Here is a 24,550-nt window from a genome sequence, read left to right as displayed (position 1 = left end):
GTGTCAGCGTTCTGCGTCGCCGTGTCAGCATCTCGCGTCGCTGTGTTGGCGATTCGTGGTCAGGGGGACGGGACCGGGGCCCGCAGGGTGGGTACGTCGTTGACGACGTCGGCGGGCAGTTCGCCGCGCAGTGCGGTCGCAAGGGAGCCGAGCGCCCCGGTCAGCATGGCCTCCCGGGATTCGAGGGACGACCCCGCGAGGTGCGGCGACAGGAAAACGTTGTCCAGTTCGGACCACCGGTGCGGCCCGCTGAGCGGTTCGTCGCCGAACACGTCCAACGCCGCGGCCCTGATCTCCTTGCGCCGCAACGCCGTGTGCAGGGCGTCCTCGTCGACGACTGCACCGCGCGCGCCGTTGACGAGAACCCCGTCCGGCCCGAGGAGGCCGAGCCGGCGCCGGTCGACGAGGTGCCGCGTTTCGGGGGTGAGCGGTACGTGCAGGCTGAGCACGTCGCTGCGTGCGCACAGTTCGTCCATATCGGACACCTGCTCCACGGGCAGCCCCGCGGCGTCGGCGTCGGCGACGGGCCGCCGATGCCGGTAGAGGATCCGTTCGACGCCGAAGGCCGCCAGCCTGCGCGCGACGGCGAGCCCGGTCCGTCCCATGCCGACGATGCCGACCGTGCGGCTCGCGAGGTCGTGGATGCCTTCGTCGGCGCGTGGATCATCCACCATTCGCCGCGGCGCGTGCGTTCGTGGTTGATCAGTGCGTTCTTGGCGAGCATCAGCATCGCCATGAGCGTCCACTCGGCGACGCCGCGGGTGTTTGCGCCGGGCGTGTTGACGACGGGAATCCCGAGTTCGCGTGCGGCGGTGACGTCGATCGAGTCGTACCCGGCCGTGGGCTGCACGACGAGCCGGCAGCGGGTCGCGCGTTCCAGCGTCGCGCGGTCGAGTTCGAGCCGTCCCGTCCAGTCGGCGAGCAGCAGGTCCGCCTCGCCGATCCGGGCGCGGAGCTCGTCCACCGAGTGGGCGTCGAGGAATCGCAGCTCGTGCTCGGGCAGCTCGCCGGCGCGGTACACGGCGTCGAGGACCTCGCGGGGCGTCGTGCTCAGAACTCTCGGCGGGAACATGCCTCCATCCGAGCACGACGTTTTTTCGGATGGGTCATGCCGATGTTAATCAGGAAAAGGGAACGAATGCATCTGCCGGGGTGAACGGTCCGGCATCTCCTCGGCAGATGAGGCCGTTCTGCTTTGCATGGTTGACCCGGTGTTTGATTCGACACTGGCTGAAACACACTGCGGAGGCTCTGTGATCGGCGAAGAATTCACCCCGGGATACGTGACGACTCCGGTGGGACGGGTGCACCATGTGACGCGCGGTGAGGGGCCCGCGTTGGTGTTGCTGCACCAGACGCCGCGCTCGTGGGACGAGTTCGCCGCCACCATGACCCGCCTCGACGGATACCGCACCATCGCGCCGGATCTGCTGGGCTACGGCGCGTCCGGCCCGGAGAACACGATCGAGGAGGCGGCCGCGTCGGTCACGGGACTGCTGGACGCCCTCGGCGTCGACCGGTTCCACCTGGCCGGACACCATTTCGGTGGCCTCGTCGCCTATCACCTCGCGGCAACTGCCCCGGATCGCGTGCGGTCGCTGGTGCTGTCGTCGACGCCGTACATCGACGAGGCCGAGCGCGAACGCCGCAGGTCGGCGGCGCCGTTCAACGTCGTGCCCACCGAGCCCGACGGTTCGCATCTCGCGCAGCTGTGGCAGCGACGGTCCGGGTTCATGAACGACGGGGACGAGCAGGTCATCGGCCGGTACGTGCGCGATGTGCTCGGCCATGCCGACGCCGACCGCGGTCACGCCGCCGTGGCCGCGTACCGCTCGGAGGACCACCGGGGCCGGTATCCCGGTCCGGTGCTGTGCGTCGCGTCGGCGGGAGACCCGCGCGCGTACCCACGGCGGCACGGCATCGTCGGCGCCTTCCCGCAGGCGCACGAGCTGGTGCTCGACGACGGCGACATCTCCTCGCCCGAAACCGTGCCCGGCCGATTCGCCGCGTTGCTGCGCGACTTCCACGCCGAGCTCCCGGCGGAGGTCGAGGCGTGATGCGCGCGGTCGTCGTCGACGGTTCGGACACCCTGCGCGTCACCGAGCTGCCGCGGCCCGAGCCGGGGCCCGGCGAGGTTCTGCTGCGTGTACGTGCCTTCGGCGTGAACAACATCGATGCGCTCCAACGGCGCGGCATCGTCCCGGCGCCCGCGTCCGGTGTTCCCGGCCTCGAATGCGTCGGCGACGTCGTGGGCGGCGCCGTCGACGGCCTCCCGGTGGGCACGCGGGTCGGTGCGCTGCTGCGCTCCGGCGGGTACGCCGAGTACGTGACCGTGCCCGTCGGCGCCTGCATGCCGCTACCGGACGGGCTCGGCGACGCGGAGGCGGCCAGCCTGCCCGAATCGCTGGCGACGTCGTGGTGGAACCTCGTCCACAGAGGACGCCTCCGGGCCGGCGAGCACGTGCTGGTGCGCGGCGTTGCCGGAGGTATCGGCGTGGTCGCCGCGCAGGTGGCCCGGCACCGGGGCGCGACCGTGGTCGGCACGGCGCGCGGCGCCGCGGCCGACCGGTGTGCCTCAGGCCTGGGGCTGGCCGGGGTGGTCGACCACACGGCCGACGATCTCGCGGCCCGGGTGCGGGCGCTGTGCCCCGACGGCATCGACGTGCTGCTCGACAACCAGGGCGGCCCCGCGCTGGAGACCAACGTGGCGATGCTGGCCCCGCTGGGCCGCCTGGTCGTCGTCGGCACCCAGGCGGGCGGACCGGGCACCGTGGACGTCGGCGCGTTGATGCGGCTCGGCGCCGAGGTGTCCTCGTCGAGCTCGGTGCGCTGCCGGACGCGCGGCGGGCCGAGCTGTGCGCCGAGGTGGCCGCGGAAGCCGTGCCGCTGGTGGCACGGGGCGCGGTGCGGCCGTTCGTCGACGCGGTGTTCCCGTTCGAGGACGTCGCCGCCGCGCACACACGATTCGGCGAGCCCGGCAAAATGGGAAAGGTCGTCGTGACGTTGTCCGCCGGAACCGATCGGGAAAATCGATGAACTGCACGCGAAAAGACTGTTTGCCCGATGCACGGTGATTCCGAAATCATGGATTCATGACGAACTCGACGGTCACGCACAATGGTTCCGACTCGATGATCATGGGGCGAAACGGAATGGTCGACCCACGCAGCGGTGACGGGAATTCGCTGTCCCGCGCGTTCGTGCGGGCCTGCGGCAGGGCCGCGACGCCGGTGACGATCGTGACGGTCGCCGACGGCGACCAGCGGTTCGGGCAGACCGTCTCCGCCTTCAGCAGGGTGTCCGACGAGCCTCCGGTGCTCGGCGTGTGCATTCAGCGGCGCAGTCCCATCAACGCGGTCCTTGCCCGCCGCGGCGGGTTCAACGTGTCGGTCCTGACGGCCGACCAGTCCGCCGTGGCCGACACGTTCGCGGGCCGGGAAACACCCACCAGGCCGCGATTCACGTTCACCGACGACGAATGGGGCGTGGGCGGAAACGGGATGCCCGTACTCGCCGGGGCCGCCGTGGCGTTCGAATGCACGCTCGTCGGGTCGTACGACGTCGGTACCCACCATCTGTACCTGGGCCGGGTCGACCGGGTCGAGCACGCCGACCACGAGCCGTTGATCCACCTGCGCGGTACCTACCGCACCCTCGCCGCCGAGGCGTAAGCACGGCGGCGAGGGCGGGTCAGGCAGACGGGTCAGGCCTCCGGGCAGGCACGGTCACGAGCCCCACAGCACGTCCGAAACCGTCCGGCGCACGGCGTTGAACTCGTCCGAGGTCCGGTCCCGCGGCCGTTCCAGGTCGACGTCGACGACCGACGCCACCCGTCCGGGCCCGGCGCTCATGACCACGACGCGGTCACCGAGCACGATGGCTTCGTCGATCGAGTGCGTGATGAACACGGCGGTCTTGCGGCGCAGCTGCCAGATGCGGAGCAGTTCGTCCTGCAGCTGCATCCTCCGCAGTTCGTCCAGGGCGCCGAACGGCTCGTCCATCAGCAGGATCTTCGGGTCGATGGCCAGCACCCGCGCGATCGAGACGCGCTGTTTCATGCCGCCGGACAGCTGATGTGGATAGTGCCCCGCCACGGTGGTGAGGCCGACGAGCTCGAGCATCTCGTCCACGATGCGCCGGGTCTCGGCCGCGCCGACCCGTGCCTCCCGCAGGCCGTAGGCGATGTTCTTGTACACCGACAGCCACGGGAACAGCGCGAAGTCCTGGAACACGACGCCCTTGTCGGGCGAAGGGCCGGTCACCGGGGCACCGTCCACGGTGAGCGTTCCACGGGTGGGGTGGTCGAATCCGGCGACCATGTTGAGCAATGTCGACTTTCCGCATCCCGACGGGCCGAGCACGGTAATGAACTCGTCGGCCGCGATGTCGAGGTCGAGACCGTCGAGTGCGACGAACGGTCCCTGCGACGTACGGAACTCCTTGCCCACGTCGTGGGCGCTGATCATCGGCGCCGGTTCGGTCTCGGTGCGGGCGGCGGAGCGATCGGTGTCAACGGACATCGGGGGACCACCTCAGTACGGGGCGAGCGGCGAGGCTCAGCAGTTTGTCGGACAGGTAACCCAGGAAGCCGACGGTGAACATCGCCACGACGATCACGTCCATCCGGCCGAAGTAGTAGGCGTCCCACAGGCTGAAGCCCAGCCCGGATTTCACGGCCACCATCTCCGAGACGATCACCAGCACCCAGGCGAGCGCGAGGCCCACGCGGAGTCCGGTGAGGATCGACGGGAGCGCCGACGGCAGGGCGACGCGCCACATCGTCATGCGGGGACCGGTGCCCAGCATGCGCGCCGCCGACACGAGCGACTTCGGCGTGCCGAGCGCACCGGCCGTCGCGTTGAGCACGATCGGCGGGAAACAGCCCAGTGCTATGAGGAAGATCGACGCCGTCGGCTGGATGCCGAAGAACACGACGGCGAACGGCACCCACGCCGTCGTCGGGATCGGCCGCAGGATGTCGATGACCGGCTGCAGCGCCACGCGAGCCCAGTGCGACCAGCCGATCAACAGGCCGACGACAGTGCCGAGGATCGCGGACAGCAGGAAGCCGAGCAGCACCCGCTGCGACCTCGCGTACACCGACGACAGCCACGTCCCGCTGTACGGATCGGCGCCCGCGGTGCCCGCCACCCACGTCCACCAGGTCTGAGCGACCGTGTGTGGTGCGGGCACCGACTGCGCGTCGAGCAGTCCACTCACGACGGACAGTTCCCACACCACGAGCAGCAGAAGCGGGACGACGAGGTACTGCGGTTGGAACCGGGGGATGCGGAAGCGCCCGCGCGTGGCGCGTTCCGGGGCCGGGGCCGGCGCCGTGTCGACCGCCATCAGGACGCCCCGAGCTCGGACGCCGACTGCCCGGTGACCCGTTCGAGCGGTCCGTAGTCGAAGAACTCGGCGACGCGGTCGCTGGTGTCCTCGAGGAGTCCGTTGTCGGCGAACTCGGCGATGATCCGCTCGGCGGACTCCTGCGGGAGCGTCAGGTCCATCTCGCCGGTCTCGATGGCCGCCCGCGCGACGTCCTCGTCGACACCGGTCTGCTCGACCAGCGCCTCGACCCACGCGTCGACGTCGCCGGCCAGCGCCTCGGTGCGTTCGCTCAGGCACTCCACGAGCGCGTCGACGACCTCCTGGTCCTCGGTGGCCAACGTCTCGGTCACGTACATCAACGCGGTCGCATCACCCAGCTCGCCCTCCTGGATGTCGAACGGCGGCTGCACGCCGAAGCCCTCGGTCTCGGCGGTGGCGGCATTCGGCTGCCACGCCACCATCGCGTCGACCTCGCCGTTGCGCAGTGCCGTCTGCAGCGGCGGGCCCGCACCGGCGAACGGGACGAGCTCGACATCCTCGACGTCGACCCCGTTCTCCCGGAGCGAGGCCCGCAGGAGCATCTCGACGAAGCTGTTGGGAGGAACGCCGATTTGTTTGCCACGCAGGTCCACCCACGAGTCGATGCCGGAGTCGGCGGCGACCGTGATGTGCTCGGCGCCGCGGTAGATCCCCGACACGGCACGGAAGTCCTCGTGGCCGGCGTCGAGCATCTGGCCGAGGTTCTGGTAGCCCATCATCGCGGCGTCGAGCTGGCCCTGTTCGAGTCCACGTTGGAGCTCGGCGAACTGTTTGAACGGGCTGAGCTCGACGTCCACCGTGTCGGACTCGCACCGGTCCATCGTCCAGACGTTGGCCGCGTGGACGTCGTACATGAAGCCGACGGTGACGGTCCTGGCGTCGCCGGCCGCGGTCTCCTCCTCGCTGCCGGCGAGGGTGCAGCCGCCGAGGGCGACGGTGAGCGTTGCCGCCGACGCGACGGCGGTCGCCGCCCGTCGCAGGTGGCGTGGGGACGTGGGGCGTGTCGATCGCACCGGACCTCCAAGGGTTCGAGAGCAGGGCATCAGTCCAGAAGGGACGGAAGCCACGTTGTCAACTGCGGGAAGAGCATCACGACAATGAGCACGCCGACGGTGGTCAGCAGGAACGGCAGGTTCGCGCGGAACACCTTCCAGGCGTCGACGTGCGCGAGCTTGGCCGCCACGACGAGGGACATCGCGACCGGCGGGGTGATCTGTCCGATCACGACGGTGAGCACGATGATCACACCGAAGTGGACCGGGTCGATCCCGACGGCGATGATCGTCGGCAGCAGCACCGGCATGATCACGGGGATCAACGGGTCGAACAGCATGCCGGCGAGGATCGCCACGAGGACGAGCACGACCAGATAGCCGAGCTGCGCGTCGCCCGGCACGACCGCGGTGGCCAGCTCGGTCAGTGCCGCGGGCAGGCCGGCGGCGGCGAGGATCGCACCGAGCGCCACGGACACGCCGACGATGAGCATCAGCTCGCCGGTGAGCACGGCGGCGTCGATGAAGCAGCGGTACAGCCGCCGCCAGTCGAGCGTGCGGTAGGCCACCACGGAGATCGCGACCGCGTAGACCGCCGCGAACGCGCCGGACTCGGTCGGGGTGAACAGGCCGAATACGAGTCCCAGCACCACGAGCAGGGGCACGCCGAACGCCAGCACGGCCGAACCGAACGTGCGCAGCACGTCGGAGAGCCGGAGGGCACTGCGTTCGCCCCAGCCGTTGCGCGTGGCCTGCACGGCGACGACGACCATCAACACGGCCGCGAGGATCAGCCCCGGCACGATCCCGGCGAGGAACAGTGCGCTGAGCGAGGTTCCCGTCGCCGCGGCGTACAGGATCATGGGCGACGACGGCGGCAGCAACGGCCCGATGCCCGACGAGGATGCCGTCAGCGCCGCCCCGTAGGCGGGCGGGTAGCCGTGCTTGCGCATCTGCGGGATCAACGTCGACCCGGTGGCCGGCAGGTCGGCGACCGAGGTGCCCACCATGCCACCGAAGAACAGACTTGTCGACACGTTGACCTGGGCGAGACCGCCCGGCAGCGGTGCGGTTACAGACCGGGCGAAGGCGAAGACCCGGTCGGCGATCCCACCGGCGTTCATGACCATGCCCGCGACGATGAACAGCGGCATCGCGAGCAGGACGAAACTGCTCATGCCGTCGACGACCTGTTGCGGGTACTGCAGCACCCACGAACCGTCGAGCATCGTGAACACGGCGACGCCCGCCGCCATCGACACGATGAGCGGCGTACCGAGCACGAGCAGGCCGATGATGACGGCCAGGGTGAGGGCGAGCGTCACGACGAGACCTCCGCACGTTCGTCCAGTACCGCCGGGCGTACCGTCCGGAGTCCGAAGAGGATGGTGAGCACGCCCGCGACGGCACCGACCGGGATCGCCGCGGTGAAGAAGCCGACCGGAAGTCCCAGGTACGGGGTGACGTCGCCGCCGAAGTCGATCAGGTACTGCAGCGAGAACCACGCGAGATGCAGCAGCGCGGCGGCCGCGACGAGTTCCGTGCCGATGCGCACCGCGACGTGCACGCGCGCCGGAAGGCGGGCGACGAACGTCCGGACCGCGATCGACTCCCGCTTCCGCACGCCGAGGACGAAGCCGAACATCGTCACCCACAGCATCAGCCCGGTGACGATCTCCTCGATCCACGGCAGCGGCCGGTCGGCGAGGGAACGCAGGGATGCGTTGGTGAACAACAGGAGCACGATCGCGACCAGGCACGACGCGGCCAGCGCGCCGAGGACGTGGTCGACGACCCTGCCGGCACCGCGGTGCGCGGTGCCGGCAGGAGTCGTGGTCGAATCGGTTGCCGTCACGTGCCGGTCCCGACCGTTCCGGTGCGCTCGAAGAGGGTGCCGAAGCCCGGGCGCGCGCCCGCGACACCGGCGAGGCGCAGGCAGTGCCAGAACGACGCCTGCACCGCGCTGACCACCGGTTTGCCGAGCGCATCCTCCAGTGCCGCGATCGCGCCGACGCTGGCGAAGTTGGTGCAGCTGATGAACACGGCGGTGGCCTCCGGCGTGTCCGCCTCGACGGCCAGGTCGTACACGCGCTCCAGCGGCACCTCGGCGAGCTCGTGATCACTCGTGATGCCGAGCGCGGTCGAGGTGAGCACCGGGTGGCCGTTGTCGCCGAAGAACCGCACGGCCCGGTCGACGACCTCCTGCCGGTACGGCGTGACGAGCGTGATCGGTCCTGCGTCGACGGCATCGAGGGCGGCGACGCTCGCGGTCGACGTCGTCGTGCAGTGCCCGGCCGGCGGCGTCAGGCCCGTCCACGCGGTGAGTTCCGCGGTGAGCTTGCGGTCCCACGCGGTTCCGTGCAGGAACGAGGCACTGGTGCCGCCGAAGACGAGGACGTCGAGGGGCGCCTGGGCGACGAGTTCGACGGCCTGCCGCAGCTCGGGCGAGCGCATCATCGCGTCGATCCCGTCGACGGTCACCTTGGGCAGGGTGACGCGGCTCGTGTGGACGGTCACGTCGGGTGTGGCCATCGCGTACATCTCGGCCTCCATCAGCGTGCTGGAGGCCATGTAGACCAGGCCGATCCGCGACGCCCGGTTCAGCGCCCCGAGGGGGAGATGCGGCCGGGTGGCGGTGTCCGGGGCGCTCACGGCTCGACGCTCGTCAGGACACGGTCGGCGAAGTCGCCGGGGATGTCGTCGGCGATCTCGTCGCGCACGTCGGCGACGGCCTCGCGGAGTGCGTCCACATCGGCCTCGTTGACCGTCATGCCCTCCGCCTCGAACTTCTCGATGAGCGTGCGGTCGGCCTCGGCGGCGAGCTCGCGGCTGGTGGCGCTCGCCGCGTCGGCGGCCTCCTGCAGCCCCTCCTGGAGGTCCTGCGGCAGGTCCTGCCAGGCCTGGTCGTTCATCGCCAGGTACACGGGGCTGTAGATGTGGGAGGTCAGCGACAGGTACTCCTGCTTCTCGAAGAAGGAGTTCGCGTCGGCGACCTTGAGCGGGTTCTCCTGGCCGTCGAGCACGCCCTGGTCGAGCGCGAGGTACGCCTCGCCCAGGTCGATCTGCGTCGGCGCGGCGCCGAGGCTGTCGAACAGCGACACGCGCGCGGCGAACCGGGCACGCGGATCCGCAGGCCGTCGAGGTCGTCGGCCGTCGTGATCGGACGCGTGTTGTTGGTGATGTGCCGGAACCCGTTCTCGCCGAACGAGAGCACCCGTGCACCGATCGAGTCGACCAGCGACTCGCTCATCTCGTCGCCGAATTCACCGTCGAGGAACTCCGATGCGGCATCGCGATCCTCGAACAGGAACGGCATCTCCATGATGTTGAACATGGGGTCGAGGTTGGCGACCGAACCGCTCACGGCGGCGATGTCGACCGAACCGGCTCGCAGTTGTTGCAGCACGGCTTCCTCGTCGCCGGTGGCGCCGCCGGACTGCACCGTGACGTCGACGCGGTCGCCGAGGGTCGCCTCGACCTCGTCGGCGAAGGCCAGCAGCATGTCGGCGAGCGGGTCGCCCTCGCTGGTCTCGACGGCCAGTGTCAGTGCGGGGCCGTCGGAGTCCGAAGTGGATGAACATCCGGTGATGGCGAGCAGGGCCGCGACTCCGCAGATCGTCGCTCTCACGGTCGAGGTTCTCATGCCGTTCCTCTCGGGGAATACGCCCGGTCACCCGAGGCGTGTACGGGGGTGGGGGAGCGTTCCCCCACCTTCCCGAGAGGACGACAAGAAGGTCAAACAGGGAAAGCCGAGCGAGAACATCACTTCGGCAGATACCGAAATACGGTTGTCGAAAAACGTATTCCGTGCGTAACAACGCCGTCATGGAAGCGCCCGTGTCAGCACCCCACGTCGCCGTGTTGGCGATTCGAGGTCACAGCAGCGGCGGGATGCGGGCGTCGATGAGGTGCGGACCGGGTTCGGCGAGGGCATGGCGGAACTGGTCGGCGAGCTCCTCGGCGGTGGTCGCCGTGCTGCCGGGGACGCCCATGCCCTCGGCGATCCCCGCGAAATCGAGGTCCGGGGCCGACAGGTCGAACAGGTTCGCCGATGCCGGGTCGAGCTCGGCGGCGCCGGTGCGCTGCAGTTCCATCCGCAGGATCGCGTAGGCGCGGTTGTTGAGGATCACGGTCGTGACGTCGAGGTTCTCCCGCGCCTGCGTCCACAGGGCCGAGACGGAGTACATCGCGCTGCCGTCGGCCTGCAGGTTGATCACCGGGCGGTCGGGCGCGGCGATCGCGGCGCCGGTGGCCACGGGCATGCCCTGGCCGATCGCCCCGCCGGTGAGGGTGAGGACGTCGTGGGCGGGCGCGCCCGCGGTGGCGGCGGGCAGCAGCAGACCGGACGTGTTGGCCTCGTCGGCGATGACGGCCCGTTCGGGTAGCAGCGCTCCGACGACGTCCACCCAGTTCTGCGCGGTCAACGGCCCCGTCGGCAGGTCAGGACGGTGCGGGTCGGCGACGACGGGCTCGGTGCCGGGCGCGAGCGCCTCGGCCAACGCCTCCAGCGCGCCGACGCTGTCCTCGTGCGGCGCGGCCAGCGTGTGCAGCCGGGCGTCCGCGGGCACGAGGTCCCCGCGCTTGCCCGGGTAGGCGAAGAACGACACGGGTGCCGTCGCGCCGGCGACCACCACGTGCGCGACGCCGGAGAGCTGGTGCTGCACCTGTTCGGCGAGGTAACCGAGGCGGTCGACGGCGGGCAGGCCGGCACCGCGTTCGATCCGCGCGGGGAACGTCTCGGCCAACAGCCGGGCGCCCGTCGCGGTGGCGATCCGGTTGGCGGCGCGAAGTCCGGTGCCCCGGCAGGCCGCGCCGCCGATCAGCAACGCGACCGGTTCGCCGCACCGAAGGACGTCCGCGACCGTGTCCACAGTGGACGAGGCGGCCGGGCCGCGGGACGGCAGCGGCGACGACGGCACCCCACCCTCGCTCCACGACGCGTCGGCGGGCAGGATCAGCGTCGCCACACCACCGGGCGCGTCCTGCGCGGCGGCCAACGCCGCCGCCGTGTCGGTACCCACGTCGGCGGGGCTGTGGGAGCGGCGGACCCAGCCGAGCGTCGCGGCGACCGAGTCGATGTCCGATTCGAGCGGGGCGTCGAACGCCTTGTGATACGTCGCGTGGTCGCGACGACGTTCACCACGGCCGAACGGGCACGGCGCGCGTTGTGCAGATTCGCCAGCCCGTTGCCGAGTCCCGGGCCGAGGTGCAGCAACGTCACACCGGGTTTTCCCGCCATGCGGGCGTATCCGTCGGCGGCGCCGGTGACGACGCCCTCGGCCAGGCCCAGCACGCCGCGCACCCGCGGATGCCGTTCCAGCTCCGCGACGAAGTGCATCTCCGACGTGCCGGGGTTGGCGAACACGACGTCCACCCCCGCACCGGACAACGTCGCCAACAGCGCTTGCGCGCCCGTCTCGATCCCCGTGTCAGCTGTCGCCGGGTCGGTCATGGGTTCCTCTCGCTCAGCCCGCGTCGGCGAGCGCCTGGCCCGCGCGTCGTCCCGTGAACAGGCACCCGCCGAGGAACGTGCCCTCGAGCGAGCGGTATCCGTGCATGCCGCCGCCCCCGAAACCGGATGCCTCACCCGCCGCGTACAGGCCCGGCACGGGCTCGCCGGAGCCGTCGAGCACGCGTCCGTCGAGGTCGGTCTCGAGCCCGCCGAGGGTCTTGCGGCTCAGCAGGTGCAGCTTCACCGCGATCAGCGGACCGGCCTTCGGGTCGAGCAGCCGGTGCGGCGTGGCGACCCGGACCAGCTTGTCGCCCAGGTACTTGCGCGCCCCGCGCAGCGCCGTGATCTGCATGTCCTTGGTGAACTCGTTGCCGATCCCGCGGTCACGCGCGACGACCTCGCTCCGGACGTCCTCGACCGACAGCAGGTCCTCGCCGGTGAGCCCGTTCATCTCGCGCACGAGCGTGTCGAGGTCGTCGGCGACGACGAAATCGGCGCCGCGGTCGAGGAACGCCTGCACGGGTCCGGGCGGGCCGGGCTTGACGCGCTGGAGCGTCATCCGCACGTCCTTGCCCGTCAGGTCGGGATTCTGCTCCGAACCGGACAGTGCGAACTCGCGCTCGACGATCTTCTGCGTGAGCACGAACCACGAGTGGTCGTATCCGGTGGTCCGCAGATGGGCGAGCGTGCCGAGCGTGTCGAACCCGGGGTACAGCGGGACGGGAAGGCGCTTGCCCCTGGCGTCCAGCCACAGCGACGACGGGCCCGGCAGGATGCGGATTCCGTGCCGCGGCCAGACGGGCGAGTGGTTGGCGATGCCCTCGACGTAGTGCCACATGCGGTCGCGGTTGATCAGGTTCGCGCCCGCGTCCTCGCTGATGCCGAGCATACGGCCGTCCACGTGCTCGGGAACGCCCGACAGCATCGACTGCGGTGGGTCGCCGAGCCGGGCGGGCCAGTTCTTCCGGATCAGCTCGGGGTTTCCGCCGATGCCGCCGCTGGAGACGAGCACCGCGGGCGCGTGCAGTTCGAAATCCCCTGTGACGTCGCGCGAACTGCTCTCGCCGCGGGCGACCGCTGAGGGCGCGAGCACCGAACCGGACACCCCGTCGACCGTGCCGCCCGTCGTCGCCAACGCGTCGACGCGGTGCCGGAAGCGCAGCTCGACCTGGCCGCGGTCGGCGGCCTCCTGCACGCGGCGGACGAACGGGGCGAGCACGCCGGGGCCGGTGCCCCAGGTGATGTGGAAACGCGGGACGGAGTTGCCGTGGCCGATGGCGCCGTACCCGCCGCGTTCGGCCCAGCCGACGACGGGGAAGAACGAGATGCCGAGCGAGGAGAGCCAGGCGCGTTTCTCCCCGGCGGCGAAGTCGACGTAGGCCTCGGCCCAGCGGCGCGGCCAGCGGTCCTCGTCGCGGTCGAACCCGGCGGTGCCGAGCCAGTCCTGCCAGGCGAGTTCATGGGAGTCGCGGACGCGGAGTCTGCGCTGTTCGGGGCTGTCCACGAGGAAGAGACCGCCGAACGACCAGAAGGCCTGGCCGCCCAGGGAGTTCTCGGGTTCCTGGTCGAGGACGATGACGCGTTTTCCCGCTTCGGCCAGGGTCGCCGTCGCGACCAGGCCGGCCAGACCCGCACCGACGACGATCACATCCGCGTCCATCGCGCACCTCCGCATTGAGTCGTCTGCAGGCTACCGGCGCGACGTCTCGTCGGCACCCCTGTGGGTCGGGCGAATGCCGGGGTCGCGGGCCATGTCGATCACTGTCCGCGCAGGGGTCGAGCGGCCGGCGCGGAGGGCGGGGGCGGGGTGCCGAGTGGGGGCGGCGGTTGCCGGTACTGCTCGGCCGTGTCGGCGGACGTGCCGGCTCACGGGAGGTGTGTGGAGTGAGCCGGCACCGGGGAGAGCGGGTGGGGTCGGTCCGCGCCAACGTACCGACCCCACCGGTCACTCTCGGTTGTTCCTCCGGATCAGACCAGCCAGCCGAGGTAGTGGGCGAGGCCGGCCAGGATTCCGGTCAGGACGTCGTGGTCCGCGATGTCGATAAGCGGCATTTGAGGGGCTCCTTCTGGAGTTGAGATGTACTGTCCGATCGTGTGCGCACACGGTGCTTTCGAAAGCACGGCAACGTTTTCAGCGCCGACCGGCCGGTGTCAAAACGCTCCGGAGCTCCTCCCGCGAAACCGCGAGGGAACGTGAAATCCCCTCAGCTTAAACATGTAAGTCTTTCGTGTCCGGCATCGGGTGATGACCGCCCGGGTGGCGATCACGCGCCGTGAGTGCCGTCGTTGCCGTCACCTTGCGTGACGTTGATCTTGGCGATCGCGGCGGGATCGGCCGCCCTCGTCGAGTGATGTGCCGCTACGCGAAGTAGTTTCACATCCACCACTCGTTCGGGGGATCTGTCGGACGTCGCGCGCGCCGGCGAAGGCGGACTCAGACGCGCGCGTACGTCATCGTCTCGCCCTCGACGCCGCGCAGCCACATGTCCTGCGCGCGTCGGCCATCTCGGCGAGACCCTCCTCGATCGTGGCGAACACGTTGCCCGGCACCCAGCCGGCGTCGCCGTTGATGAGCAGGTTGTTGCGCCCGTAGAAGATCGCCAGATCCGTGGCGCCCCGATCGCTGTGCGCCTCGCTGTCGGAGTCGTAGCCGTAGGCGGGGTTGCCGATCTCCCACGGCTCGAAGCCGAAGTAGCAGACGTCGCCCGGGATCGGGGTCACCGTCGGGTTCTCCCGGCCCGGTTTCGGCTCGGCGAACGGCGGAACGAGCGTGTAGATCTCGTTGCGCGCGTATTTGGCGTGATACGCGGCGCCGCTCTGCGGCAACGCGTCCCACACGGCCTGACACGTGCGCGGCGCCTCGTCGTCCAGCAACCGCGCGCGGCAGGACACGCCGCGTTTGTCGAGCGTGATGGTGATGTACCGGGCCACTCTGGCTTCCCTTCTCGGGCTCTCGGTGTCTACGCCGTGACGTCGGCGACCACGCCGGACCAGATCTCGAGGGCCTCGTCGATCTGCTCCGCGGTGACCACGAGCGGCGGGATCATGCGCACGACGTTCATGTAGGCGCCGCACGTGAGCATGAGCAGACCGCGCTCGGCGGCGAGCTTCTGCGCCGCCGACGCCGTGGCGTTGTCGGGCTTGCCGTCGGCCGTCGTGAACTCCGAGCCCACGAGCAGACCCAGACCGCGGACGTCGCCGATCGCCGGCGTCTTGTCCGCGACGGCGCGGACCCCGTCGATCAGCTGCTTGCCACGGGCCGCCGCGTTCTCCACGAGGTTCTCGTCGTTGATGACGTCGAGCGTGGCCACCGCGGCCGCGCACGACACCGCGTTGCCGCCGTAGGTTCCGCCCTGCGAACCGGGGAACGCCTTGGCCATCAGCTCCTCGGACGCGGCGATGCCCGACAGCGGGAAGCCGCTCGCCAGCCCCTTGGCGATGGTGATGACGTCGGGCTTGATGCCGAAGTGGTCGTGGCCCCAGAACCGGCCCGTGCGGCCGAAACCGGTCTGGATCTCGTCGACGATCAGCAGGATGCCGTGCTCGTCGGCGCGCTGCCGCAGACCCGCCATGAACTCCGAGTTCGCCGGCACGTACCCGCCCTCGCCGAGCATCGGCTCGATGATGAACGCGGCCGTCTCGTTGGGAGCGGTCACGGTGGCGAACAGGTAGTCGAGCTCGCGCAGCGCGAACTCCGTCGCGGTCTGCTCGTCCCAGCCGTAGTGGTATGCGAACGGGAACGGCGCCACGTGCACGCCGCCCATGAGCGGGGAGATGCCCGCGCTGAACCGGGTGCCCGACGTCGTCATCGTCGCGGTCGCGACGGTGCGGCCGTGGAAGCCACCCTGGAACACCACCACGTTGGGCCGGCCGGTGGCCTGCCGCGCGAGGCGCAGCGCCGCCTCGACGGCCTCGCTGCCGGAGTTGGCGAAGAACAGCGTGTCGAGACCGCGCGGGAGGACGTCGCCCAGCCGCTCGCACAGCTCGAGCAGCGGCTGGTGCATGACGGTCGTGTACTGGCCGTGGACGAGCTTCCCGATCTGCTCCTGCGCCGCGGCGACGACCCTCGGGTGGCAGTGGCCGGTGCTCGTCACGCCGATACCCGCGGTGAAGTCGAGGTGCCTGCGGCCGTCGGTGTCGTACAGGTAGGCACCCTCGCCGTGGTCGACGACGACCGGCGTCGCCTGCTTGAGCAGGGGGGAGAGCTTGGCCATGACTTCGTACTCCTCCGTGTTGGTCGCCGGCTGCGTGGTTGCAGGCTGTTCTGGGCAGCCGAACCGCGTACTCTCGTTGTAGTCCGCGGGGTTGTAGATTGTCAACAATATTCGTAGCATCCCTGGCGGGCTGGGGCTCGACGAAGACGGACGCGATGACGACTTTGACGACGACTTTGGAGCGGTGGCAATGAGCACGGTCAGTGAAGCCGGTGTGGTCTCGGCGGTGAACAAGGAGCTGTTCATCGGCGGCAAGTGGACGGCGGCGTCGGGGGACGCGACGCTCGACGTGACCGACCCGGCCACGGGTGAGGTCCTGTGCGCGGTCGCCGACGCCTCACCGAGCGACGGCACCGCCGCGCTCGACGCCGCCGTGGCCGCACAGGCCGACTGGGCCGAGGTCGCGCCGCGCGAGCGCGGGGAGATCCTGCGCCGCGCCTACGAGAAGCTCATGGAGCGCCAGGACGAGCTCGCCCTGCTGATGACCCTCGAGATGGGCAAGCCGCTGGCCGAGGCGAAGGGCGAGATCGCCTACGCGGCCGAGTTCTTCCGCTGGTTCGCCGAGGAGGCCGTGCGCATCGACGGCGGGTACGCGGTGGCGCCCAACGGCGCGGGCCGGTTCCTCGTCACCAAGCAGCCGGTCGGCCCGTGTCTGCTGATCACTCCGTGGAACTTCCCGATGGCGATGGGCACGCGCAAGATCGGCCCCGCGGTCGCGGCGGGGTGCACCATGGTGATCAAGCCCGCCGAGCAGACGCCGCTGTCGATGCTCGCGCTGGCCGGAATCCTGGCCGAGAGCGGACTGCCCGATGGCGTGCTCAACGTCGTGACGACCTCCGACGCCGGCGGCGTGATGGAGCCGATGATCCGCGACGGGCGCGCGCGGAAGCTGTCGTTCACCGGGTCGACCGCGGTCGGCAAGAAGCTGCTCGAGCAGTGCGCCGGCACGGTGTTGCGGACGTCGATGGAACTGGGCGGCAACGCGCCGTTCCTCGTGTTCGAGGACGCCGACCTGGACGCGGCCGTGGACGGTGCGATGCAGGCGAAGATGCGCAACATCGGCGAGGCGTGCACCGCGGCGAACCGCTTCTACGTGCACAGCTCGGTCGCCGACGCGTTCTCCCGCAAGCTGACCGAGCGCATGGAGGGGCTGGCCATCGGGCGCGGCACCGAGGACGGCGTCGTGGTGGGCCCGTTGATCGACTCGGCCGCCATCGCGAAGGTGTCCGAACTGGTCGCGGACGCGGCGCAGAACGGCGCGAAGGTGCTCACCGGTGGGGCCACTGTGGACGGTCCGGGCAATTTCTACCAGCCGACCGTGCTCACCGGTGTGCCGGCGAAGGCGCGCATGAGCTCCGAGGAGATCTTCGGCCCGGTCGCGCCCATCTCGACGTTCGAGACCGAGCAGGAGGCGTTGGCCGCGGCCAACGACACCGAGTTCGGCCTGGTCGCCTACGTCTACACGCAGAACATCGCACGCGCCATCCGCGTCAGCGAGCGCCTGGAGACGGGCATGGTCGGGCTGAACCAGGGAGTCGTGTCGAACGCGGCCGTCCCGTTCGGCGGGGTCAAGCAGTCGGGCCTCGGCCGAGAGGGCGGCACCGTCGGCATCGAGGAATTCCTCGAGACCAAGTACATCGCCATCGGCGGATTGTCCTGACGGCCCGCTCGGATCGGCACCCCTCGCACGACGCTCGGTTGAACGGAGATCTGTGAACACATATCGCATCGCGTCGATTCCCGGCGACGGCATCGGGGTCGATGTCCAGGCGGAGGCGCGCAAGGTTCTGGACGCGGCCGCCGAACGCCACGGCTTCGGTCTGGAATGGACGGAGTTCGACTGGAGCTGCCGGCGGTACGCCGAGACCGGCTCGATGATGCCCGCCGACGGGATCGACACGCTGCGCCCGTTCGACTCGGTGCTGCTCGGCGCGGTCGGCTTCCCCGGCGTCGCCGACCACGTGTCGCTGTGGGGACTGCTGATCCCGGTCCGGCGGGCGTTCGCGCAGTACGTCAACCTCCGGCCCGTGCGCCTGCTGCCGGGGACCACGTCGGTGCTGGCGGGCCGTTCGGCCGACGAGCTCGAGATGGTGATCGTCCGGGAGAACTCCGAGGGCGAGTACTCGACCCTCGGCGGCCGGCACAACGACGGGCAGCCGGGCGAGTTCGCGCTGCAGGAGTCGGTGTTCACCCGCGTCGGTGTCGAACGGATCATCCGGTACGCCTTCGAACTCGCGCGCACGCGGCAGGGCCGCGTCTGCTCGGCGACCAAGTCGAACGGGATCATCCACACGATGCCGTTCTGGGACGAGATCTTCGCCGAGATCGCGGCGGAGTACCCGGACGTCGAGTCCGAGCAGATGCACATCGACGCGTTGGCCGCGCGCATGGTGCAGCGGCCGGATCTGCTCGACGTGGTGGTGGGCTCGAACCTGTTCGGCGACATCCTCAGCGACCTCGCCGCGGCGATCACCGGCGGCCTGGGCATGGCACCGTCCGGCAACGTCAACCCGGACGGCGCGTTCCCGTCGATGTTCGAGGCGGTGCACGGCAGCGCCCCGGACATCGCGGGCCAGGGCATCGCCAACCCGGTCGCGCAGATCCTCGCGGCGGCGATGATGCTCGACCAGCTCGGGGAGCGCGCGGCCGGCGACGCGGTGCGGGCCGCGGTCGAACGGGTGCTCGGCGCCGGTGCGGTGCTGACGCCGGATCTCGGCGGCACGGCCACGACCGAAGAGCTCGGGGCGGCGATCGCCGAGGGCGTGACCGCCCCGCACGGACAGTCCGAACTGGTCGGATGAAGCGGTTGAAGGCGACAGGTGGGACATAGCGCTCAACTCGGTCGAACAGTCCGATATGGGCGAGAGGTGGGCGGGAGGGGCGCGCCGTTTCGAGACGTACGTCGTCGGGATCTCGCGCGTTCCCCGTGGTCCAGACCCGGTGTGATTTCTGACACGGAGCAATGTGCGCGGTAATCACGCATGGTGGAGGTCATGCTCGATGCCCTGAAGCGGTCGCTGCTGCCGTTCCTTTCGGCCGCGGTCCGCAACCCGAAGACGGTCGGCGCGGCAGCGCCCAGTTCGCGCGCCCTCGCGGCGCGGATGGCCTCCGCGGTTCCCGCGGTCCAGGCGCCGACCATCGTGGAGATCGGCGCGGGAACCGGCGCCTTCACGAGACTGCTTCAGGAGAGAGTCCCGGCCGACGGTCGCTACCTGGCGGTCGAGCTGGACGAGCGGATGGCCGAGCACCTGTCGCGCAACTTCCCGAACGTCGAGGTCGTGCACGGCGACGCCGCCGACCTGGGCAAGCTGCTCGCCGACCGCGGTGTCACGTCGGTCGACGCGATGCTGTGCGGGCTTCCGTGGTCGCTGTTCAGCGCGGAGCTGCAGGAGCAGCTGCTCGGTGAGATCGCGGCGGCGCTGGCCCCGCACGGCGTGTTCAGCACGTTCGCCTACGTCCACGCGGCGCGCATCCCCGGCGCCAAGCGATTCCGCGCCGCCGTGGAGGCCACGTTCGACGACGTCGAGATCCAATCGCCGGTGTGGCGGAACCTGCCGCCCGCGATGACGTACGCCTGCCGCGGGGCCCGCAGCGAGGCCTGAACCCGGACGCCCGGGCGCTGAACGAGCCCGGCCGGCTCAGCGGCGGTCGGGCGCGGGTCCGTCGCCGTCGGCGTGCAGTCCGGTGCCGGGGGCGAGCCGGTCGACGGCGTCGGCCATGTGCTCCTCGAGGAGCCGGAGCAGATGCCGTTCGGCGCCCGAGCGGACGGCGTCGGTGATGGCCTTGTGCTCGGCGATGCGTTCGTCGGTCTCGTAGCCGTCGCCGGGGTACGTCCGTTGCAGGGCCGACAGGCACATGCGCGTCTCGATCATCAACGTCCGCGCGATGCGGCGCAGTCGGGGACTGCCGGACGCCTCGATCAGCGCCTCGTGGAACCGCAGATCCGCCTCGGACAGCGCGGTCGGATCGCCCTGCTCGTCGGCCTCGGCCATGGCCTTGACCGCGTCGTCGAGGGTGGCGGCCACCTCGTCGCGGTCGGCGGAGCGGACCACGAGGGTCGCCGCCGCGCGCTCCACCGCGGTGCGGGCCGCGTAGATGTCCTGCACGTCGCCGGGTTCGAGGTCGATCACGAACAGCCCGCGGTGCCGCTCGCTGCGCAGCAGTCCCTCGGACACGAGGCGCTGCATCGCCTCGCGCAGCGGACCCCGGGAGACCTGGAACTGGGCGGCCAGCTCCGCCTCGCCCAGCTGCGCCCCCGGTGGCAGCGCGCCGGTCATGATCGCCTCGCGCAGCTGGCGGGCGATGATCGCGGCGGTGGATTCGCGGCTGACCGGTTCGATGTCCCCGATCATCGCCGGCCCCCGCGGAACAGTGTGCCGAGCCGGCCGGCGACGGGCGAGACGCCGGCGAGGCGCAGGCCCTCCCACACCGTGACCTGGTTGGCGGTGAGCACCGGCTTGCCGATCCGGGCCTCGATGTCGTCGATCAGCGCGAGGGTGCGCATCGCCGTGTCGGGCACGAGCAGGGCATCGGCGTCCGGGTGGTCGCGGTCGACGACGAGCGCGACGACCTGCTCGGGCGGCAGCTGGCCCACCTCGGCGGCGGTGTCGATGTCGGCCGCGGACATCGACACCACGTCGATGCCCCCGCGGCCCAGGAACTCCACGAACAACGCGGCGACGTCGTCGGGGTAACTCGCCGCGACGGCGACCTTCCGCACCCCGAGCTCCTGCGCCGCGTGCACGACGCCCGCGACGTGCTCGAGGCGGGCGTGCCTCCCGCGGCCTCGGACAGGCCCGCGATCTGCCCGGCCGCGCCGTCCCAGCCGTAGACGAAACTGCCGCTCGTGCAGGCCCACACCACGGCGTCGGGCCGGTGCTTCGCGAGCAACGACGCACCCTCGGCCAGTCGCTCGGGGGAGCCGAGGTCGAGCAGTTCGGGCACGGCGTGCAGGTCGGTGCCGTAGATGTGCTCGACCGGCAGGGCGACCGCGTCACCGGACTGCTCGCCGAGCAGTCGTTCGGCGAGCGGGTAGTCGTCCTCGGCGGCGTGATCCGGATAGATGAATCCGATCGTGGGCACGGGTGAACCTCCTCGAGGGACAGGCAGGGATTGTTGCTCACTGGTCGATCACGGGGGTGGGGTCAGCCGGCCTCCCCGAGGTCCTCGGCCTGCCCGGGGGCGCGCAGCCAGGAGCCGGGGCCCACGATCGGCAGGCCCATCCGCTGCAGACAGGCCCACATCGTCAGCTGGTTCGCCGTCAGCACCGGTTTGCCGAGGGTTTGCTCCAGCGGGTCGATGAGGTCGTAGGTGGGCAGGTTGGTGCAGCTGACGAAGATCGCCTCGGCGTCGCCGTGGTCGGCCGCGAGGATGCGTTCGGCGATCGTGGCGTAGCTGACCTTCCAGATGCCGCCGCCGAGGCCGAGGTGGTCGCTCGAGACGGTGCGGACGCCGAGCTCGGCGAGGAAGTCGTGCAGTTTGCCGGTCAGGTCCGCGTCGTACGGGGTGAGCACCGAGACGCGGCCGACGTCGAGCAGCTCGAGGACCTCGGCGAGCGCGCCGGACGTGGTGACGGCGTCGGGCGCCCCGGCGTCGCAGATGACCTTGCGCAGTGTGTGCTCGGCGTCGACGCCGGCGACGAAGCTGCCGGAGGTGCACAGGTACGCGACGACCTCGGGTTCGACGTGCAGCACGTCCCGGGTCGCGGCGGCCAGGTGCTGCGCGTTGCTGACCAGGTGCGCCATCTCCATGCTGACGGGCACGGGTTCGTACGGCGTCCTGGCGAGGTGGAGCGAGACCTCCAGGGGCACCCAGCGCCACAGCTCGCGTTCGAGCGCGAGGTCGAACGGCGCGATGACGCCGATCCCTCGTTGGGCGAGTGGCCCTTCGAAGGATTGGAAGTCCACGGCGGGTACGTCCAAGGCTTGACCTCCGGGCGGCGGCACAGGCGCAGAACAACTGCGGGAGACAGGCAGACGTGGGCCTCCGGGGGTGTTCCTCGGATTGTTGACAATCATACGAGGCGCTCATAGCGTGTCAACGGTGAATGCGACGGTGACCGATGCCCGCACGCCCGTGTTGACCGTGCTCCGTGGTGAGGAACACCCGCCGGACATGGGTCCCATCGAAGAGGTCGCGGAGGTGCGGTACACCGACGCCGCCGGCCTGGCCGAGGCGCTGCGCGGGGCCGACGCGCTGTTCATGTACGAGTTCCTGTCGACGGCGCTGCCCTCGGCATGGCAGTCGGCCGACCGGCTCGAGTGGTTGCACATCGCGGCCGCCGGCGTCGACCCGGTGATGTTCCCCGAGCTGCGCGCCAGCGACGTGACGCTGACCAACGCGCGCGGCGTCTTCGACGACTCGATCGCCGAGTACGTGCTGGGGCAGGTCCTCATGTTCGCCAAGGACATGCCGCGTTCCCTGCGGCTGCAGGACGAGCGCACGTGGCGGCACCGCGAGACCGAGCGCATCGCGGGAACCTCGGCGCTCGTGGTGGGCACCGGTCCGATCGGACGCGCGATCGCGCGGCTGCTGCGCGCGGCCGGACTGCGCGTGTCGGGGGCGGGCCGCCGGGCCCGCGACGGCGACCCCGACTTCGGCACCGTGCATTCGACCGACCGGCTCACCGAGCACCTGCCGGACGCCGACTACGTCGTGGCGATCGCACCGTTGACCGACCAGACCTCGGGCATGTTCGACGCCGCCGCGTTCGCCGCGATGAAGCCGTCGGCGCGGTTCATCAACGTCGGCCGGGGCGAGCTCGTCGTCACCGACGACCTGGTCGCCGCGCTGCGCGGGGGCGAGCTCGCGGGCGCGGCGCTGGACGTGTTCGACACCGAACCGCTGCCGGTCGACCATCCGTTGTGGACGATGGACGACGTGTTGATCTCCCCGCACATGTCCGGGGACGTCGTCGGGTGGCGCAACGAGCTGGTCGGGGTATTCGCCGAGAACTTCCGCCGGTGGCGTGCCGGCGAGCAACTGCGCAACGTCGTGGACAAGCAACTGGGTTACGTTCTCCGGGAGCTGACGCATCGGCGCGTGAGGAGAGGCATGACGAGCACTCCGGCCCTGTCGACCGCGAGCGAACTGCTGGCCGCCTACTCGGCGGGGGAACTGTCCCCGGTCGAGGCCACGCGGACCGCACTCGAGACGATCGAGAAGCGTGATCCCGAGCTGCGCGCCTACACGCGGGTAGAGCCCGAGGTGGCGCTCGACGCGGCGCGCGCGTCCGAGGAACGGTGGCGTACGGGCAATCCGATCGGCTGGCTCGACGGGGTGCCCGCGTCGGTGAAGGACATGTTCCTCACCGAGGGCTGGCCGACGTTGCGCGGTTCGCGGTGCATCGACCCGGACCAGCCGTGGGAGATCGACAGCCCGGTGACCGCGCGGATGCGCGAACACGGGCTCGTGCTGCTGGGCAAGACGACCACGCCGGAGCTCGCGTGGAAGGCGGTCACCGACAGTCCGCTCGACGGAGTCACGCGCAATCCGTGGAACCCGGCGTTGACGCCCGGCGGCTCCAGCGGGGGTAGCGGCGCGGCGGTCGCCGCGGGCATGGGTGAGTTGTCGGTGGGCACCGACGGCGGCGGTTCGGTGCGGATTCCGGCGTCGTTCTGCGGCATCGTCGGGTTCAAGCCGACCGCGGGCCGGATCCCGCTGTACCCGGCGAGCCCGTTCGGTCCGCTCTCGCACGCGGGACCCATGGCCCGGTCGGTGGACGACACGGCGCTGCTGCTCGACGTGTTGACCACCACCGATCACCGCGACCCGAACGCGCTGCCGCCGCCGTTGAGCTCCTACCGAGAGGCGGTGCGCCGCGACGTGCGCGGACTGCGCGCGGCCTTCTCGGCAGACCTCGGATACGTCGACGTCGACCCGGAGGTCGCGCGGATCGTCGCGGCGGCGGTGACGCAGCTCGCCGACGCCGGTCTCCACGTCGAGGACGCCGATCCGGGTTTCACCGACCCCGCCGACGCGTTCGGCATCCTGTGGTCGACGGGCGCGGCGAAGTGGCTGGACACGTTCCCGGCCGGTTCGGAGGAGCTCGTCGACCCGGGCCTGCGCCGCGTGTGGCAGGAGGGCCGGACGTACTCGGCGAGCGACTACCTGGAGGCGTCGGCCACCCGCGCGGCGCTCGGCATCCACATGGGCGAGTTCCACAGCCGGTTCGACGTGCTGATCACCCCGACGATGCCGATCGAACCGTTCGAGGCGGGCCACGACGTGCCGCCGGGCGGACCGTACGAGACGTGGCCGCAGTGGACGCGGTTCACGTACCCGTTCAACATGACCCAGCAGCCCGCGATCACCGTGCCCGCGGGCTTCACGTCCGCCGGCCTGCCGGTGGGCCTGCAGATCGTCGGCCCGCGCCACTCCGACGACCTCGTCCTCGCGGTGGCGAAACTGGTCGAGGAGATCAACCCCTGGCCGACCGATCGCCCCGCCGACCGCCCGTGACGGGTCGCTCACCCCCGGGGTGCCCGGCGTCCGAGGGGATTGCCTGAGCGCCTGCCTGAGCG

General features: G+C 70.6%; 19 protein-coding genes and 6 pseudogenes. 10 read left to right on the top strand and 15 right to left on the bottom strand.

All coding sequences use genetic code 11. The features are described 5' to 3' along the window. Positions 1–59 precede the first annotated feature (59 nt). Positions 60–671, bottom strand: a complete 612-nt coding sequence (locus BJF85_RS27325; RefSeq protein WP_158056929.1) for a 2-hydroxyacid dehydrogenase — start codon at positions 669–671, stop codon at positions 60–62. Between BJF85_RS27325 and BJF85_RS27320 the strand changes: the two genes are divergently transcribed. From BJF85_RS27320 to BJF85_RS12460, 5 genes and pseudogenes are all read left to right on the top strand, one after another. Beyond that, complete coding sequence (locus BJF85_RS27320; protein ID WP_139320598.1) at positions 659–1,156, top strand: hypothetical protein; 498 nt, start codon at positions 659–661, stop codon at positions 1,154–1,156. The two genes, BJF85_RS27325 and BJF85_RS27320, sit on opposite strands and share 13 nt — an antisense overlap. Before the next feature lie 97 nt (positions 1,157–1,253). Next, positions 1,254–2,057, top strand: a complete 804-nt coding sequence (locus BJF85_RS12470) for an alpha/beta fold hydrolase (RefSeq protein ID WP_158056927.1) — start codon at positions 1,254–1,256, stop codon at positions 2,055–2,057. Next, positions 2,057–2,809 (top strand): annotated as a pseudogene (locus tag BJF85_RS30065) (zinc-binding dehydrogenase); the annotation flags it as partial. The gene BJF85_RS12470 and the pseudogene BJF85_RS30065, both read left to right, overlap by 1 nt. Positions 2,810–2,829: 20 nt before the next feature. Further along, positions 2,830–3,036 (top strand): zinc-binding dehydrogenase, encoded by a 207-nt coding sequence (locus tag BJF85_RS31400; RefSeq protein ID WP_369822153.1) that lies wholly within the window; start codon positions 2,830–2,832, stop codon positions 3,034–3,036. Positions 3,037–3,092: 56 nt separating this feature from the next. After that, positions 3,093–3,671 carry a flavin reductase family protein gene (locus tag BJF85_RS12460; protein WP_083666291.1) on the top strand — a complete coding sequence of 193 codons (579 nt, stop codon included), beginning with the start codon at positions 3,093–3,095 and terminating at the stop codon, positions 3,669–3,671. Between the two features lie 54 nt (positions 3,672–3,725). Here the strand turns inward: BJF85_RS12460 and BJF85_RS12455 are convergent, their stop codons facing one another. The 11 genes and pseudogenes from BJF85_RS12455 to BJF85_RS12400 form a co-directional block, all read right to left on the bottom strand. Continuing rightward, positions 3,726–4,520 (bottom strand): ABC transporter ATP-binding protein, encoded by a 795-nt coding sequence (locus BJF85_RS12455; protein WP_222844543.1) that lies wholly within the window; start codon positions 4,518–4,520, stop codon positions 3,726–3,728. Beyond that, a complete protein-coding gene (locus BJF85_RS12450; RefSeq protein WP_083666289.1) occupies positions 4,510–5,349 on the bottom strand; it encodes an ABC transporter permease in 840 nt (279 codons plus the stop codon). The genes BJF85_RS12455 and BJF85_RS12450 overlap by 11 nt, the downstream gene beginning before the upstream one ends. Continuing rightward, complete coding sequence (locus tag BJF85_RS12445; RefSeq protein ID WP_075847483.1) at positions 5,349–6,383, bottom strand: ABC transporter substrate-binding protein; 1,035 nt, start codon at positions 6,381–6,383, stop codon at positions 5,349–5,351. Before BJF85_RS12445 ends, BJF85_RS12450 begins: the two co-directional genes overlap by 1 nt. A gap of 29 nt (positions 6,384–6,412) precedes the next feature. Continuing rightward, positions 6,413–7,687: a TRAP transporter large permease gene (locus BJF85_RS12440; RefSeq protein WP_075847481.1), complete on the bottom strand. Its 1,275-nt coding sequence runs from the start codon at positions 7,685–7,687 to the stop codon at positions 6,413–6,415. Continuing rightward, on the bottom strand, positions 7,684–8,217 hold the full coding sequence (locus BJF85_RS12435) for a TRAP transporter small permease (protein WP_158056923.1): 534 nt from the start codon (positions 8,215–8,217) through the stop codon (positions 7,684–7,686). Before BJF85_RS12435 ends, BJF85_RS12440 begins: the two co-directional genes overlap by 4 nt. Beyond that, positions 8,214–9,014 (bottom strand): Asp/Glu racemase, encoded by an 801-nt coding sequence (locus tag BJF85_RS12430; protein WP_075847479.1) that lies wholly within the window; start codon positions 9,012–9,014, stop codon positions 8,214–8,216. Before BJF85_RS12430 ends, BJF85_RS12435 begins: the two co-directional genes overlap by 4 nt. Then, positions 9,011–9,864: pseudogene (locus BJF85_RS30060) on the bottom strand (TRAP transporter substrate-binding protein). The gene BJF85_RS12430 and the pseudogene BJF85_RS30060 overlap by 4 nt, the downstream one beginning before the upstream one ends. A 373-nt stretch (positions 9,865–10,237) precedes the next feature. Next, positions 10,238–11,814: pseudogene (locus tag BJF85_RS12415) on the bottom strand (acetolactate synthase large subunit). A gap of 13 nt (positions 11,815–11,827) precedes the next feature. Continuing rightward, entirely contained in the window at positions 11,828–13,474 is a 1,647-nt protein-coding gene (locus BJF85_RS12410; protein WP_083666284.1) for an FAD-binding dehydrogenase, read from the bottom strand. 774 nt (positions 13,475–14,248) lie between these two features. Further along, a pseudogene (locus tag BJF85_RS12405) lies at positions 14,249–14,745 on the bottom strand (DUF3830 family protein). A 29-nt stretch (positions 14,746–14,774) separates the two neighbouring features. After that, a complete protein-coding gene (locus BJF85_RS12400) occupies positions 14,775–16,028 on the bottom strand; it encodes an aspartate aminotransferase family protein (protein ID WP_075847586.1) in 1,254 nt (417 codons plus the stop codon). 190 nt (positions 16,029–16,218) lie between these two features. Here BJF85_RS12400 and BJF85_RS12395 point away from each other — a divergent pair, with 190 nt between their 5' ends. The 3 genes from BJF85_RS12395 to BJF85_RS12385 all read left to right on the top strand — a co-directional run bounded on the left by BJF85_RS12395 (position 16,219) and on the right by BJF85_RS12385 (position 19,630). After that, on the top strand, positions 16,219–17,688 hold the full coding sequence (locus BJF85_RS12395) for an NAD-dependent succinate-semialdehyde dehydrogenase (RefSeq protein WP_075847471.1): 1,470 nt from the start codon (positions 16,219–16,221) through the stop codon (positions 17,686–17,688). A gap of 52 nt (positions 17,689–17,740) precedes the next feature. Further along, positions 17,741–18,829 (top strand): tartrate dehydrogenase, encoded by a 1,089-nt coding sequence (locus BJF85_RS12390; RefSeq protein WP_075847469.1) that lies wholly within the window; start codon positions 17,741–17,743, stop codon positions 18,827–18,829. Positions 18,830–19,021: 192 nt separating this feature from the next. Next, complete coding sequence (locus tag BJF85_RS12385; RefSeq protein ID WP_075847584.1) at positions 19,022–19,630, top strand: class I SAM-dependent methyltransferase; 609 nt, start codon at positions 19,022–19,024, stop codon at positions 19,628–19,630. A gap of 36 nt (positions 19,631–19,666) precedes the next feature. On the opposite strand, the gene BJF85_RS12380 is transcribed toward BJF85_RS12385, so the two are convergent. The 3 genes and pseudogenes from BJF85_RS12380 to BJF85_RS12370 all read right to left on the bottom strand — a co-directional run bounded on the left by BJF85_RS12380 (position 19,667) and on the right by BJF85_RS12370 (position 21,949). Further along, the gene (locus BJF85_RS12380) at positions 19,667–20,380 is read right to left on the bottom strand and encodes a GntR family transcriptional regulator (RefSeq protein WP_075847467.1); all 714 of its coding nucleotides are present in this window, start codon (positions 20,378–20,380) and stop codon (positions 19,667–19,669) included. Next, positions 20,377–21,110, bottom strand: a pseudogene (locus tag BJF85_RS12375) (maleate cis-trans isomerase). The gene BJF85_RS12380 and the pseudogene BJF85_RS12375 overlap by 4 nt, the downstream one beginning before the upstream one ends. A gap of 62 nt (positions 21,111–21,172) precedes the next feature. Further along, the gene (locus tag BJF85_RS12370) at positions 21,173–21,949 is read right to left on the bottom strand and encodes an Asp/Glu/hydantoin racemase (protein ID WP_075847465.1); all 777 of its coding nucleotides are present in this window, start codon (positions 21,947–21,949) and stop codon (positions 21,173–21,175) included. Between the two features lie 193 nt (positions 21,950–22,142). On the opposite strand from BJF85_RS12370, the pseudogene BJF85_RS28950 reads away from it, so the two are divergent. Both BJF85_RS28950 and BJF85_RS28945 read left to right on the top strand, forming a co-directional pair. After that, positions 22,143–23,045 (top strand): annotated as a pseudogene (locus tag BJF85_RS28950) (D-2-hydroxyacid dehydrogenase); the annotation flags it as partial. 36 nt (positions 23,046–23,081) lie between these two features. Beyond that, positions 23,082–24,488, top strand: coding sequence for an amidase (locus BJF85_RS28945; protein ID WP_075847582.1), 1,407 nt, complete (start codon positions 23,082–23,084; stop codon positions 24,486–24,488). The last annotated feature ends 62 nt before the right edge of the window (positions 24,489–24,550 follow it).

It is taken from the genome of Saccharomonospora sp. CUA-673, assembly GCF_001942305.1.
Lineage (GTDB): Bacteria > Actinomycetota > Actinomycetes > Mycobacteriales > Pseudonocardiaceae > Prauserella.
The sequence above is the reverse complement of the archived record's forward strand: the minus strand, read 5'-3'. Positions and strand labels throughout refer to the sequence as shown.

What these genes read in the sequence shown, in the direction of transcription:
- BJF85_RS12410 (WP_083666284.1), bottom strand. Translation starts at nt 13,474, where the DNA reads ATGGACGCGGATGTGATCGTCGTCGGTGCGGGTCTGGCCGGCCTGGTC.
- BJF85_RS12385 (WP_075847584.1), top strand. Translation starts at nt 19,022, where the DNA reads ATGCTCGATGCCCTGAAGCGGTCGCTGCTGCCGTTCCTTTCGGCCGCG.
- BJF85_RS12400 (WP_075847586.1), bottom strand. Translation starts at nt 16,028, where the DNA reads ATGGCCAAGCTCTCCCCCCTGCTCAAGCAGGCGACGCCGGTCGTCGTC.
- BJF85_RS12460 (WP_083666291.1), top strand. Translation starts at nt 3,093, where the DNA reads ATGACGAACTCGACGGTCACGCACAATGGTTCCGACTCGATGATCATG.
- BJF85_RS12395 (WP_075847471.1), top strand. Translation starts at nt 16,219, where the DNA reads ATGAGCACGGTCAGTGAAGCCGGTGTGGTCTCGGCGGTGAACAAGGAG.
- BJF85_RS28945 (WP_075847582.1), top strand. Translation starts at nt 23,082, where the DNA reads ATGACGAGCACTCCGGCCCTGTCGACCGCGAGCGAACTGCTGGCCGCC.
- BJF85_RS12450 (WP_083666289.1), bottom strand. Translation starts at nt 5,349, where the DNA reads ATGGCGGTCGACACGGCGCCGGCCCCGGCCCCGGAACGCGCCACGCGC.
- BJF85_RS12455 (WP_222844543.1), bottom strand. Translation starts at nt 4,520, where the DNA reads ATGTCCGTTGACACCGATCGCTCCGCCGCCCGCACCGAGACCGAACCG.
- BJF85_RS12380 (WP_075847467.1), bottom strand. Translation starts at nt 20,380, where the DNA reads ATGATCGGGGACATCGAACCGGTCAGCCGCGAATCCACCGCCGCGATC.